Source organism: Litchfieldia salsa (genome assembly GCF_900104555.1).
Classification (GTDB): Bacteria; Bacillota; Bacilli; order Bacillales; family Bacillaceae_L; genus Litchfieldia; species Litchfieldia salsa.
In genome coordinates this window covers 12,485-26,077 of record NZ_FNJU01000010.1, presented here as the reverse complement: position 1 = coordinate 26,077, position 13,593 = coordinate 12,485, and the positions used below count along the sequence as shown (strand labels likewise).

The 13,593-nt window shown below is 36.5% G+C and carries 14 protein-coding genes and 1 pseudogene; 8 read left to right on the top strand and 7 right to left on the bottom strand.

Annotated elements, in window-relative coordinates; genetic code table 11:
* Positions 1-363 precede the first annotated feature (363 nt).
* From BLQ56_RS23230 to BLQ56_RS16875, 7 genes and pseudogenes are all read left to right on the top strand, one after another.
* Positions 364-702 (top strand): annotated as a pseudogene (locus tag BLQ56_RS23230) (transposase); the annotation flags it as partial.
* A gap of 503 nt (positions 703-1,205) precedes the next feature.
* Positions 1,206-2,303, top strand: coding sequence for a Fe(3+) ABC transporter substrate-binding protein (locus tag BLQ56_RS16895; protein WP_090857025.1), 1,098 nt, complete (start codon positions 1,206-1,208; stop codon positions 2,301-2,303).
* Between the two features lie 144 nt (positions 2,304-2,447).
* The gene (locus BLQ56_RS16890) at positions 2,448-4,091 is read left to right on the top strand and encodes an ABC transporter permease (protein ID WP_090857022.1); all 1,644 of its coding nucleotides are present in this window, start codon (positions 2,448-2,450) and stop codon (positions 4,089-4,091) included.
* Positions 4,092-4,790, top strand: coding sequence for an ABC transporter ATP-binding protein (locus tag BLQ56_RS16885; protein WP_090857019.1), 699 nt, complete (start codon positions 4,092-4,094; stop codon positions 4,788-4,790).
* A 118-nt stretch (positions 4,791-4,908) separates the two neighbouring features.
* The gene (locus BLQ56_RS16880) at positions 4,909-6,093 is read left to right on the top strand and encodes a trans-sulfuration enzyme family protein (protein ID WP_090857016.1); all 1,185 of its coding nucleotides are present in this window, start codon (positions 4,909-4,911) and stop codon (positions 6,091-6,093) included.
* A 34-nt stretch (positions 6,094-6,127) separates the two neighbouring features.
* Positions 6,128-6,274 (top strand): hypothetical protein, encoded by a 147-nt coding sequence (locus tag BLQ56_RS23640; RefSeq protein ID WP_175490360.1) that lies wholly within the window; start codon positions 6,128-6,130, stop codon positions 6,272-6,274.
* Between the two features lie 149 nt (positions 6,275-6,423).
* The gene (locus BLQ56_RS16875; protein WP_090857012.1) at positions 6,424-7,023 is read left to right on the top strand and encodes a nuclease-related domain-containing protein; all 600 of its coding nucleotides are present in this window, start codon (positions 6,424-6,426) and stop codon (positions 7,021-7,023) included.
* Between the two features lie 412 nt (positions 7,024-7,435).
* Here the strand turns inward: BLQ56_RS16875 and BLQ56_RS16870 are convergent, their stop codons facing one another.
* The 7 genes from BLQ56_RS16870 to BLQ56_RS16840 all read right to left on the bottom strand — a co-directional run bounded on the left by BLQ56_RS16870 (position 7,436) and on the right by BLQ56_RS16840 (position 12,257).
* On the bottom strand, positions 7,436-8,722 hold the full coding sequence (locus BLQ56_RS16870) for a homocysteine synthase (protein WP_090857010.1): 1,287 nt from the start codon (positions 8,720-8,722) through the stop codon (positions 7,436-7,438).
* A 204-nt stretch (positions 8,723-8,926) separates the two neighbouring features.
* Complete coding sequence (locus tag BLQ56_RS16865; RefSeq protein WP_090857006.1) at positions 8,927-9,133, bottom strand: DUF1657 domain-containing protein; 207 nt, start codon at positions 9,131-9,133, stop codon at positions 8,927-8,929.
* A 22-nt stretch (positions 9,134-9,155) separates the two neighbouring features.
* On the bottom strand, positions 9,156-10,163 hold the full coding sequence (gene spoVAD, locus BLQ56_RS16860) for a stage V sporulation protein AD (RefSeq protein ID WP_090857003.1): 1,008 nt from the start codon (positions 10,161-10,163) through the stop codon (positions 9,156-9,158).
* Positions 10,164-10,643 (bottom strand): stage V sporulation protein AC, encoded by a 480-nt coding sequence (spoVAC, locus tag BLQ56_RS16855; RefSeq protein ID WP_090857000.1) that lies wholly within the window; start codon positions 10,641-10,643, stop codon positions 10,164-10,166.
* An 89-nt stretch (positions 10,644-10,732) separates the two neighbouring features.
* Complete coding sequence (locus BLQ56_RS16850) at positions 10,733-10,939, bottom strand: DUF1657 domain-containing protein (protein ID WP_090856997.1); 207 nt, start codon at positions 10,937-10,939, stop codon at positions 10,733-10,735.
* Between the two features lie 93 nt (positions 10,940-11,032).
* Complete coding sequence (locus tag BLQ56_RS16845) at positions 11,033-11,893, bottom strand: DUF421 domain-containing protein (protein WP_090856994.1); 861 nt, start codon at positions 11,891-11,893, stop codon at positions 11,033-11,035.
* 64 nt (positions 11,894-11,957) lie between these two features.
* Positions 11,958-12,257, bottom strand: a complete 300-nt coding sequence (locus BLQ56_RS16840; RefSeq protein ID WP_090856991.1) for a hypothetical protein — start codon at positions 12,255-12,257, stop codon at positions 11,958-11,960.
* A 195-nt stretch (positions 12,258-12,452) separates the two neighbouring features.
* Here BLQ56_RS16840 and BLQ56_RS16835 point away from each other — a divergent pair, with 195 nt between their 5' ends.
* On the top strand, positions 12,453-13,562 hold the full coding sequence (locus BLQ56_RS16835) for a cysteine desulfurase family protein (protein WP_090856988.1): 1,110 nt from the start codon (positions 12,453-12,455) through the stop codon (positions 13,560-13,562).
* Positions 13,563-13,593 lie beyond the last annotated feature (31 nt).

Below are 13,593 nucleotides of genomic sequence, written 5' to 3'. Positions count from 1 at the left end.
ACTAAAAAAGATGACGACATTATCCCATTTAATGGGTAAAAGTCGTCTTTTTTTTTAGGCTGTTTTAGTATAGATTGTTGCATTTAAAGCCGCAGGCTGAATACACTCCGTCCGGCGGGTGACCAGTGAGCCTCCTCGTCGCTGATGCTCCTGTGGGGTCTCACTTTGGCTCCTGGTCCCGCAGGAGTCTACGTGTATTCAGCTTCCTTGTAACTATCATTTCAATGTTTTTATGTCTAAAACAACAAACTTTGAGAAGAAAGCCTTTTTTGATTATGGCTCTGTTAAATAACTCTGTTGATATTTGACTACTACGGAACACCCGTTCTATGATGTAAGAAAAAGGAAGCAGGTTGGCAGGAAATGAAGCTTAGAGAAATCATTAAAGACATTCAAAACTTAGATGAAACGGAACAATATCGGTTAAAAGAATTCTTTAACCAATCGCTTGCTTCTTTTTCTGCCAGTGAACCTGTTTTCAAGGAAATTTCCGACCAGAAACACAAAAAGGGATATACCTGCACCTATTGCAAATTAGCCAACGCTGTCCGCTTCGGCAAATATAAAGTGAAGGTTGGCTTAAAGTTAATGGAGCGCCAGCGTTACCGCTGTAAAGATTGCCAAAAAACCTTTACGGACACCTCCAACACTCCTATCTATCGCACGCATAAGCCACACAAGTGGCTGGATTTCATTCAATGTTATCGGATGTAATACCTGGTATGGCAAGGGCATTTTGGTTTTTGACAATTGTTTCTATCTGACTAAATATAGCACCCATATTTTTAGAGCGAAAACGCAAGAAATAATGACTTATTACCACATCATTTATTTAATATCCAACTAATGTATAGGTCTTTATGTATAACTAATGGATGGCTTTAGTTGCACAAGTAAAGAAGTTAAATATTCAGAACAGCCCTGAAAAATTAGGGCTGTTTTTTTACAGTGTACTTCCCGTCTTTGTTCCTTTAAAAATCAACACTATTGTTTAACATAGCCTTGATTATAGATGAGTAGTATGCACCTCTTACTACTTTCAAGGAACCATGCTGTCCAGTAACTTCGAAAAAAAGAGATAAATAATTCTAAATATATGAACAAGTGAAAAATATTGTGATTGACAATGATTATCACTTGCAATATAATTCATTTAGTTGAGAATGAAATTCATTCTCTTATTAAAATGTACATAGGGGGAAAACATGAAGAAATTAAAGGGAGCGTTATATGCCGTATTATTTTCTATCTTAGTTCTAGCGTTAGTGGGGTGCAGCGAGACTTCAACAGAAGAAACAACAGAGAAACAAGCAGAAAAAACACAAGAACAAGTAGCTGATCAAAAAGAAGAAGCAGGAGTAGTAAATCTTTATACAACAAGGCACTATGATACAGATGAGGAGCTTTACAAAAAGTTCACTGAAGAAACAGGTATTGAAGTAAATGTGATCTCAGGGAAAGACGAGCTAGTACAACGTCTTAAAGATGAAGGTGAAGCAACAGAGGCTGATTTATTTATAACTGCTGATGCAGGGAATTTAGCTCGCTTGAAAGCTGATGGCTTAACACAAGCTATTGAAAGTGATGTGTTATCATCTAATATTCCAGAGAAACTACGAGATACTGAAAACCATTGGTTCGGATTAACGAAAAGAGCACGTGTTATTGTTTATGCAAAGGATCGTGTAGATCCATCTGAACTTTCAACATATGAAGCTTTAACTGAAGATACATGGAAAGGTCGTGTATTGATTCGTTCTTCTGAAAATATCTATAACCAATCGTTATTAGCTTCATTTATTGAGCTAAATGGTGAAGAGGCTGCAAAGGAATGGGCTGCTGGAATTGTTGCTAATATGGCGAGAACTCCAGAAGGAGGAGATACAGATCAAATAAAAGCTGTTGTAGCTGGTGAAGGTGATATAGCTATTTCTAATACGTACTATGTTGGTAGATTGTTAAATTCAACTGATTCAGAAGAAGTAAAAGTAGCAGAACAAGTGGGAGTTTTCTTCCCTAACCAAGATACAAATGGTACACATATTAACATTAGTGGGGCTACTGTCGTAAAACATGCGAAAAATGTAGATAATGCTGTTAAATTTATCGAGTTTTTAACAAGTGTAGAGGCGCAAGAGTTATTTGCTGAAGGAAACAATGAATATCCTGTTAATCCTGAAGCGGCTGTAACAGAAACGTTAACATCTTGGGGAGAATTTAAAGAGCAAGATATTAACTTAACCATTCTTGGAGATAACAATACTCGTGCCATTCAAATCTTTAACGAAGTTGGTTGGAAATAATATGATAAAAATTAAGCTGCACCGAACGGTTCTTCGGTTGCAGCTTTTTGTTTGAGAATGATATTCACTTGCGGTTAGGTTTTCTGTATACTAAAGATAGAAAGTAGAACTTATGATATCGCTCTAATTTAAGGATGTGGTTGTATGAGGTTAATTCAACAAATAAAAACTCAATTTAATATATGGGCGTTACTAAGCTTTATTTTTATTACCATTATTTTATTACCAACTACCTTAATAGCCATTCAGTTTTTTGGAGAGGCAAATGAGAATTGGTACCACATAAGAGAGTACTTATTAATTGATATTATTAGTAACACGGTTATTTTATTAGTGTTTACTGCACTAACTACAACAATTATTGGTACTAGTTTAGCCTGGATTGTGACAGTCTATAAGTTTCCTTTTCGTAGTTTCTTTAAGTGGGGGCTAATCTTGCCTTTAGCAATCCCCCCATTTATTGGTGCATACACTTATCATGGGATTGTAAATTATACAGGGTTTATCCAATCGACCCTTCGAAACTCTTTTGGAATTCAAATGGACCAAAAGTTCTTTAGTATAATGTCTTTGGAGGGCACTATATTTATCTTTACGATGTTTCTCTTTCCATATGTTTTCGTTATAACCAAAAGCTTTTTTGAAAACCAATCCTCTTCTATTATTGAAAATGCTCGTTTATTAGGAAGTAGTTCTTTTGGGATTTTCTTTAGAATTGTTCTACCTATCTCTAGAGCAGCTATTATCGGTAGTATAACAATTGTCATGTTAGAAGTAATAAATGATTATGGTGTTGTTAAATATTATGGAATCCAGACATTTATCACATCTATTTTTCAAACCTGGTTTGCAATGGGAGACAAGGATTCTGCATTTAAATTAGCTGGTACTTTAATGGTTGTCGTTATTATGATTTTATTATTGGAAAAGATAGTACGTGGAAGAAAACAGTTTAGTTTCTCTTCAACAAAAATAAGACCAATCCAGCCGACACAATTAAAAGGTTTAAAGGCTTGGATCGCGTTTAGTTACTGCTTTTTTATCTTTAGTTTTGGATTCATGATTCCTTTTATTCAATTAATTTCTTGGATGTTGATGACTTATGAAAGAATCTTATCAAAAGAGTTTTATATTTTAGTAGGAAATTCTTTTTTTACTGCTGCAATAGCTTCAATGTTTATTGTTGTTATTGGACTAATTATCGCAAATTACTCACGTATACATCGTGGCTTATTTCCTAAATTCCTCTCAAGGGTTACTGTATTAGGGTATTCAGTGCCTGGGGCAGTTATTGCAATTGGTGTCATCACGATATTTTTAGCTTTAGATAGATATCTATCTTCACTTTTCACGATGTTTTCTATAGATACAACCTTTGTATTAAGAACGAGCTTAGTTATGTTAATTTCAGCTTATATCATTCGATTTTTAGCAGTTGGATATAATTCGATTGAAGCAGGTTTTGAAAAGGTAGGCATAAGATTTACAGAGGCATCGAGAACTCTTGGGTCTTCAACAATAAAAACATTTTTTAAAGTAGATATTCCGATGGTAAAGGGAGCCATATTTGGTGGTTTCATTCTCGTCTTTGTTGATATTTTAAAAGAACTACCATTAACTATGCTCCTCCAACCATTTAACTTTCAAACATTAGCTACTAGAGCCTTTCGATATGCAAATGATGAGATGATAAGTGAGGCAGCAAGCGCATCTTTGTTAATTATTTTAGTAAGCGCTGTTTGTATATTTTTCTTTCATAGAATTCTAGATAGAGGGGAGCAACGTTAAGTGTTTGTGCAAATTGAAAATCTACAATACCAATACAAGAATACAAGCGAACTAACAATAAAAGATTTTTCATTAAACATTGAAAAAGGAGAGACGATTGCTATTCTAGGTGAAAGTGGTAGTGGTAAGAGTACGCTATTACGTTTAATTGCCGGATTGGAAATCCCACAGTCTGGTCTTATTTCAATCAATGGAATTAAATTTGTAGACGATCGAACTTTTGTTGCTCCGGAAAAAAGAGGGATTGGAATGGTGTTTCAAGATTACGCTCTTTTTCCTCACATGACTGTAGAAAAAAATATTAAATTTGGTCTCCGAAGCATGACTAGGAGGAAAAAACAGGAAAGAATCGAAGAAATGCTGACACTGGTTAACTTAGCTGATTATAAAAAGCGGTATCCCTATGAATTAAGTGGAGGTCAGCAACAACGTGTTGCACTTGCAAGAGCGTTAGCACCAGCTCCTTCTCTACTAATATTTGATGAGCCTTTTAGTAATCTTGACGCAAGTCTGCAGGTGAAAATTAGAGATGACTTACGAGCCATTCTTAAGCAGACAGGAATTACCTCGATTTTTGTAACACACGATCAAGCTGATGCAAAAGCTCTTGCTGATCGAATTGTCTATATTGAAAAGGGAGTCGTTCAACATATAATGTCTCTTAACTCTGGTGTAAAGTCTCCCAAAGTCTACTGTTAAATAGGGTGTATCTTATAGAAGTTTTAGAGATATATCTTATTTAGCAGGTATTTTTGAAATTATATCGAATATTTATTCAAAACGATTAAAATTTTCAGAAAATAGAAAGGGTTAAAAAATGAAAAATAATGAAAAATACAATAGAGAAACATTAGTCTTACACGCAGATCATGAATGGGGAGAAAAAGAGGGAACTGTAGCACCTGCTATTTATTATACCTCCACTTTTCCCGCAAAAGATTCAGCTGAATTTGCTGAAATGGCAAGCACCCCTCAACATCCACAATATTACACTCGATACGGAAATCCTGTACATGAGAGAGTTAAAATGATCATGGCTGATCTTGAGGGAACTGAAACTGCCCTTGTCACTGGATCAGGTATGGGGGCGATTACAACCGTCCTTCTTTCAATGGTTGCGACAGGTGATCATGTGATTGCCCAAAAGAGTCATTATATGAGTACCGCAAAAATCATGGATGAAATGCTGCCGAGATTTGGTGTGGAAGTGACGATTGTTGATCAAACTGACCTATCGGCTTTTGGAGATGCAATCAAACCAAATACAAAGCTAATCTTACTTGAAACACCAGTAAATCCTACGTTGCTATTAACAGATTTGGCTGCTGTTACAACACTCGCAAAGGAACGAGGAATCCTCGTAGTAGCTGATAATACATTTGCATCTCCAATTAATCAGCGTCCTCATGATTTAGGAGTTGATGTTATCGTACATAGCGCGACTAAATATTTGGGGGGGCATAGTGATATTACAGCTGGTGTGATTTGTACGAGTCATGAATTGGCAGAAGTAATTTGGGATACACATACATCGATTGGTTCTGTGTTATCACCGATGGATGCATGGTTACTATTACGTGGTTTGAGGACATTACCTGTTCGTATGGAGCGTATTAATTATAACGCATTAGCTCTAGCGGAATTCCTGGAAAATCAGCCAGAAATTGAAAGTGTGTCTTACCCAGGACTTGTTAGCCATCCACAGCATGATTTGGCAAAGCAACAAATGAAAGGATTCGGTGCTGTCATCGCGTTTGCGATTAAAGGGGATTATGCAGCTACCCAACGATTTGTGTCAGCATTAAATCTATCATTAAATGCGGTTAGTTTGGGCGGTGTGGAATCATTGGTTATTCATTCTGCTGCCATGTGGGAAGGTCATCTGAATGAAGAGCAAATGAAGGTAGCTGGCATTCCACCAAACTATGTGCGTTATTCTGTTGGGCTGGAGCACATTGAAGACTTGAAGGCGGACGTGTTGCAAGCTTTGGCGAAGATCTAGTATTGTGGGGCCACTCTATTTGGGAGTGGCTATTTTGGATTTTTCTACGAAGTTTTGTCGGAAAATCGATATTCTGTTAAATGTGGCAGATAAATGCAAGGAAGTGACAGATAAAATAAGCAAAGTGACGGATATTCGACAAAAAGTAGCAGATAAACTTTTCCCAACAAGCTTAAACTAAAGGAATTACCTCAAGAATACGAATGAATCAATCTAGTTGCCTATATATTTATGTTTTTCAGTCTATATTTCTATCAAAATCATAATTTTAGCAACTTGCAAATCAAATATGTCATACTATAATAAAATTTAATTGAAAGGAGTGATAAAATGATCCTAAAAGAAAGAGATTTCCCCTTAATTTTAAAGAAACAACAGGCTTTACTCCGTAGACTATCTCCTCAGCATAAAATGTATCCAATTATAATGGAAGATCTCAAAAAACGCGAAGCTGGTTTTAAAGGTGAGACTTCAATAGATTATCACTTAGGCTTCCTGGATAAGGATAATTATTGGATATTACATGATATTCGTCTGTCTGACCAACAAAACCGTTTTTTTCAAATTGATACATTAATTGTTACAAAAACAATACTTATACCCATTGAAATAAAGAACATAGCAGGTACACTATATTTCGATCCAATCTTTAAGCAGCTTATTCGTACAAAAGATGGTATAGAAAGTGGTTTTCGCTATCCACTCTCCCAAATTGAAAAACAATCCTCACAATTAAGTGCATGGCTTAAAAGATCTAATTTCCCTGAAGTCCCAATCTACCCCATAATCGTAATTAGTAGCCCACAAACGGTCATCCGAACAACCTCTGAAAATAGAAAAATTGCTCAGAAAGTAATACATAATGAAAATCTTCCTGAAAAGATCAAAGAACTAACCAGCTTCCATAACTTAGATATTTTAACAGAATAGGAGATAAGAAAATTATCTCGTCTACTAATTAGACAACATGTTCCTTTAGATCAATCAATCTTAGCCCAATATCGGCTAAACTACACAGACCTAAATAAAGGAGTGATATGTCCAAAGTGCAATCATCTCCCTTTAGTTAGAACCTATGGAAATTGGTATTGTCCTAAATGCAGAATTAAAAATCATGATGCACATATACAAACACTTATTGATTACTCCTTGCTCATATCACCAATGATTACAAATAGCCAGTTTAGGAACTTTGTCTTAATTAATTCTACCAATGTAGCAAATAAATTACTAAAATCTCTAAATCTCCCATATAGCGGTCAAAACAAATCTAGACTCTATCACTTAGTTTTCCCAAACTAAAAAACCCGCAGCAATCCCCACGGGTCCTCACAATCTATCATTACTCCTGACTAGCCTTCAATGCCTGATCCAAATCCCATACTATATCATCAATTGACTCCAGACCAATTGATAAGCGGATCATATCTGCTGTGACTCCAGCTTTCGTTTGACTTTCTTCATCTAGTTGTTGATGTGTGGTGCTTGCCGGATGAATGACAAGAGATTTTGCGTCACCGACATTGGCAAGGTGAGAGAATAGCTTCAAACTATTAATGAATTTTTTCCCTTCTTCCACTCCGCCTTTGATGCCAAAAGTAAAGATGGAGCCAGCGCCTTTTGGAAGATACTTCTTTGCTAAAGAAAAATAAGAGTTTGTCTCTAGCCCGGGATAGTTAACCCAAGAAACAAGTTCGTGCTCTTCAAGGTATTGGGCAACTGCTTTGGCATTTTCAACATGACGTTCCATGCGTAGATGAAGCGTTTCCAACCCTTGTAAAAATAAGAATGAGTTGAAAGGTGATAAACAAGCCCCAGTATCACGAAGTAAAGTAACACGAGCTTTTACAATATAAGCAACTGGGCCCAATGCATCTGAATAAACTAATCCATGATAACTTGGATCAGGGTTCGTAAATCCAGGAAACTTGCCACTACTCCAATCAAACTTTCCAGAATCAACAATGACGCCACCAATAGAGGTCCCGTGCCCACCAATAAACTTTGTTGCTGAATGAACAACGATATCCGCACCATGTTCAATTGGACGACATAAGTAAGGTGAAGCAAACGTATTATCAACAATTAATGGAATTCCATTTCCATGTGCAATTCCACTTAAGCTATTAATGTCAGCAACATTAATACTTGGATTCCCAATTGTTTCAATGAAAACAGCTTTCGTTTTATCAGTAATCTTTGCTTTACAATCTTCAAGGTTATCTACATCAAAAAACGTAACTTGAATTCCCATTTTAGGAAGGGTATGTGCAAATAGTGCATAAGTTCCTCCATATAAACTACTAGAAGCAATAATTTCGTCACCAGCTTCAGCAATATTTAAAATGGAATATGTAATCGCAGCTTGACCTGAAGAAGTAGCAAGAGCAGCAACTCCGCCTTCTAACTGAGCAATTCTTTGTTCAAAGGCATCTTGGGTTGGATTCATAATTCGTGTATAGATATTTCCAGGTTCTGCTAACGAGAAAAGATTTGCTGCATGATCTGAATCATTAAACACAAAGGACGACGTTTGATAAATAGGTACTGCTCGAGCGTTGGTCGCTGAATCGGGCTCTTGACCACCGTGTAATGCAACTGTTTCAAAGCCATACTTTCTTTCTGTCATTTTGTTTCCCCTCTCTAGTAAAAAAAAGTTGTTTAATTTTTCTAAATATTTTGGTCACAGTAAAAATTTAACATACAGGATGAAGTAGTTCAAGCGTCATTTCTATGACATGGACAAAAGAAAAAGAGCATTACTTAAAGTAAGCTCTTTACAGAGTGTAGACAAGGTATATATAGAAAAACAAGGATTGAAAATAGCCTTGAGTTAGAAGCCTTTATATTGCGGTTCTTCTCGTTCTAGTTCTCCCACTCTTTTTTTGATGTCATCGATAATTTCTTCGGTAACAATCATGGTTTCATGATACATTTGTTGTGATTGTTCATTTACTGATTTTAAAGCTAGACCTTGTAATGAAGCCTGTATACTCTTTAAACTAGCCAAGTTTTGTTTAACCTGTGATCCTACAGTCATGCCGATTCCTCCATTAAATTAATTATTCATCACTTTCGATAGAAACTGCATGGGCAATACACGGAATTGTTTCTTTTTGTTGATATGAAATTGGGGATAATAATGCACCAGTAGCTACAACCAGGATTCGTTTGAATTCGCCTTTTTTCATGCGGTTTAGTAAATGTCCATAAGTAACGGTTGCCGAGCATCCAGCGCCACTGCCGCCAGCTAACACGGGTTGGTCTTCTCTGTAGATTAGTAAACCACAATCCTGATATTTTTCTTCATTTATATTTAGTCCATGCTTTTTCATTAAGTCATAGGAAACCTCTCGACCAATATGACCCAAGTCTCCTGTAACAATTAAATCATAGTATGATTCGTCTATTTGACGGTCACGAAGATGTGCCATAATGGTATCAACAGCCGCAGGAGCCATGGCACCGCCCATATTAAATGGGTCAGACATACCCAAATCGACTACTCGTCCGATTGTTGCAGAGGTAACACGAGGACCATTCCCTTTGTTACTTAATAGAGCGACACCTGCACCAGTTACCGTCCATTGAGCCGTTGGTGGTTTTTGTCCACCATATTCTGTAGGATATCTAAATTGCTTCTCTACAGCAGCATTATGACTAGCCGCTCCAGTTAACAAATACTCAGCACTTCCATAATTCACTAGATGGGCACCAAGTGCTAAGCCTTCCATAGAAGTAGAGCAAGCCCCAAATAGTCCAAGATATGGTTTATCCATGGTCCTAGCAGCAAAGCTGGATGGTGTAATTTGATTAATAAGGTCACCTGCAAGAATAAACTGTAGTTGATCCTTTGACACATCAGCTTTTTCTAACGCCTTGTAGAAAGCCTCTTCAAACAGTACTTTATGGGCTTTTTCATATGAATCCTCACCTAGCCACAAGTCTTCGTGTAATAGGTCAAAATCATTTGCTAATAACCCATTTGCTTCAAAAGGACCACCGACAGTACCAGTTGAAAGAATGACAGGTTTATTTTTATAAATCCATGTTTGATGTCCTTGTAGCATTTAAATACCACCCCATTGAACTAGTATCGTCTTAATGAGGGCCACAACAAATGCGGAAAAAGTTCCGAATAGAACAACTGAACCTGCTAATTTAAACATATTCCCACCAACACCAAGGACAAAACCTTCAGTTCGGTGTTCAATGCATGCAGAAATAACCGCATTTCCAAAGCCTGAAACGGGAACTGCACTACCAGCACCAGCAAACTGCGCAATGCGGTCATACACACCAAATCCCGTTAAGAGCATTGTTATGAATATAATTGTAGCAACTGTTGGGTTACCTGCTGTTTGTTGTGTAAAGTTGAAATTATAAATATAAAATAGTTGAATGGCTTGCCCGATGCTACATATGATTCCACCAATTATGAATGCTTTAATACAGTTTGCAAAAACAGGGCGTTTTGTTTCACGTTCTTTTTCAAATTGGTAATACTCTTGTTTTGTCGGAGTTAAGTTTTTGCGCTTTTTATTTGCCATAAAATCTCTCAGCTCACTTTTTATAAATTATAGAAAAGGTTGGCATACATCCAACCTTTTCGTTTAGTACTTATAACAGGATAGTTATTTTATGATTGATTGTATTGAGGTTCTTCATTTTGCATATCTTGAACACGATTATTCACCATATCAACTAGTGATTGAGTTTGTTGTGCAGCTTGCTGATACATTTGCTTCGCTTCCTGGTTTTGAGTTTGAAGAGCAAATGTCTCAAAGCTTGCTTGTGCACTTTTTAATCCTGCTAAAGTTTGTTGTACTTGGGCTATAACTGTCATTTTTGTTTCCTCCTCATAGTGTGAATCAAATTTTAATATCACCAATTCGTTCAATTTAAAACAATGTAAAAATTGGTAATCATTAACATCTGTTTAATTTTTGAGAACAGGTGTCATTTTATCAATCGCCTGTTGTAACTTTTCACTATTTCTTACATACATAGCCTTTGCCTGTTGATTGGTTGTACCTAAAGCAAAAATCTCTAAATCAGCTTGACATTTTTTCATGGTTGCGAGTAATAATGGTTTTTCTTGTGGAGCAGGGATTTCAATCTTATCATCAAATAAATCTAACGTTAATTGACCATCAGAGTCTACTTGAGCAAGAAAGACATTTTCTATCGCAACCCCTTGTTTATCAAGCTCTTCCTTCAACCAGCCGCGACTTAATCCAATGGTAGATAAAGGCTCATTTAACATAACGCCGTCCATAATGACTGTTTGAGGTTCTTTCGTTTGTGGTAAAACAAGATCCAAATCCTTAGGTGTTAAGGGCTGATTTTCCTTTTTTAGTAAAATGCTTAAATCACCGGTCGGTTCTAATAAAGCAAATTCAACATCGGCAACTTGGAAGACATTTTTGTTTCTTAGTTGTGCCAATAATTGGTCTGAAGTATACTTTTCCTTTTTTAAGTTATCTTCCATGATTTTTCCATTCTTAATAAAAACGGTAGCTTTTCCTTCAACGACATCTCTAACTCTTTTACTTTTTAGTGAAAGAAAAGTAAGGAATGCTAAAGTAATTCCAAAAAGTAATATTCCTATAATTCCATGAAATAGCGTTTCTTCAAGTCCTAGTACGACAATCGCTGTCATCGTCCCAATAGAAATTCCGAATATGAATTCAAAAAATGATAAGTCTGAGACTGACTTTTTACCTATTATCTTTGTAATAGCAAATAATATAACAATGAAGATTAGTGACCTAACCACTACCTCTAACCAGGCAGGCATAAATTCACTCCTTTTTTCTTATATAATCAAAGAAAGAAATGTCCATCAGAGGACATTTCATCTATTATTCGACAGTCTTGTCACGATCAAGATTAGGTTGTATTTCTTTAGCAAACTCTGCGAATGCAGGGCTACTTTGGAATACATTTCCTGATTGATTCGATCTTTTTTCTTTCAAGTCACCGACCATGTCTTGAATGGGTTGCATCATTTCTGGCTTTCTTTTCATTCCAACTGCCACAAGGCTAATAATTAAACCCAGGATTGAAGCCCAGATCACACCACTGTTGCTCTTCTTTTTTCGACCGAAGTTGCTGAAGTTAACATTATTTAAAATCGAAGTAATTAATTGGACATAATTCAATTTAGGCACTTCCTTTGGGAAATAGATTTTAACAATCTTATTTTGACTCATCATGGCTTGTTTATGCTTACAATCTTTGGAAGTGGGTATATTGAAAAATAATCATAAATCCAAGTATTAATTTAAGAAAAGTAGAAGTGATTATAGTAAAATATCCAATATAATTAAAAATACTCAGATTAGAGGGGATCTTGGATGAATCGAATATATTTAGACTACAATGCAAGCACACCGATTGATCAAGCGGTTATAGATGCAATGGTTCCATATTTAAAAAGTGGGTATGGAAACCCATCTTCGAGTCACTGGGCAGGTCAAGAGGCAAAGGAAGCCATTTTAAATGCTCGAAAACAAGTTGCTCGGCTATTAGGGTGTGAATCAGAAGAAATCATTTTTACGAGTGGTGGAAGTGAGTCGAACAATCAAGCTCTGAAGGGTGTGTTCTTCGCACAGAAAAACAAAGGAAACCATATTATCACAACAAAAGTTGAACACCCAGCTATTATGAATCCATGTAAATTTCTAGAAGGATTAGGTGCTGAAATAACGTATATTGATGTCGATTGTAATGGCAAGGTCAATCCAACAGACATCGAGAGAGCTATTACAGATCAAACAATCTTGATTAGTGTCATGCATGCTAACAATGAGGTAGGGACAATCCAACCGATTGAAGAGATATCAACAATTGCAAGGAATCAAGGTATCACCTTTCACACAGATGCTGCACAATCTATTGGAAAGATTCCAACGAAGGTCGACCAATTAGGCGTTGACTTGTTAACAATTGCTGGACATAAGCTCTATGCACCAAAGGGAATTGGGGCACTCTATATTAGAAAAGGGACGAAAGTAGACTCGTTTATCCATGGAGCAGGACATGAAGACGGAAGAAGAGCGGGAACTGAAAACATTTTGCAAATCGTTGCACTAGGTAAGGCCTGTGAATTGGCGATGGACACTACTAGTGAAGTATCTCAACTTCGAGATTATTTTTGGGAGGAACTTCAGCAGCATTTTGGTGACCAAATAGTCCTTAATGGACAGATCGAGGAAATTCTACCTAACACCTTAAACATAAGCTTTATTGGGAAAATAGGACAAGAGCTTTTAGCATCTGTACCTGAAATCGCAGCATCAACAGGAGCTGCTTGTCATTCTGGTAATGTGCAACTTTCTCCTGTTCTTAAGGAGATGCAGGTTAGCGAAAACGTTGGTAAGGGGACAATCCGTTTTAGTTTAGGACGTTTTACTACAAAAGAAGAAATTGATATGGCAATTGAGTTATTAAAAAAGTCCTTATGAATGAAGTTCGGTCGTATTACTAGAGCAAAAA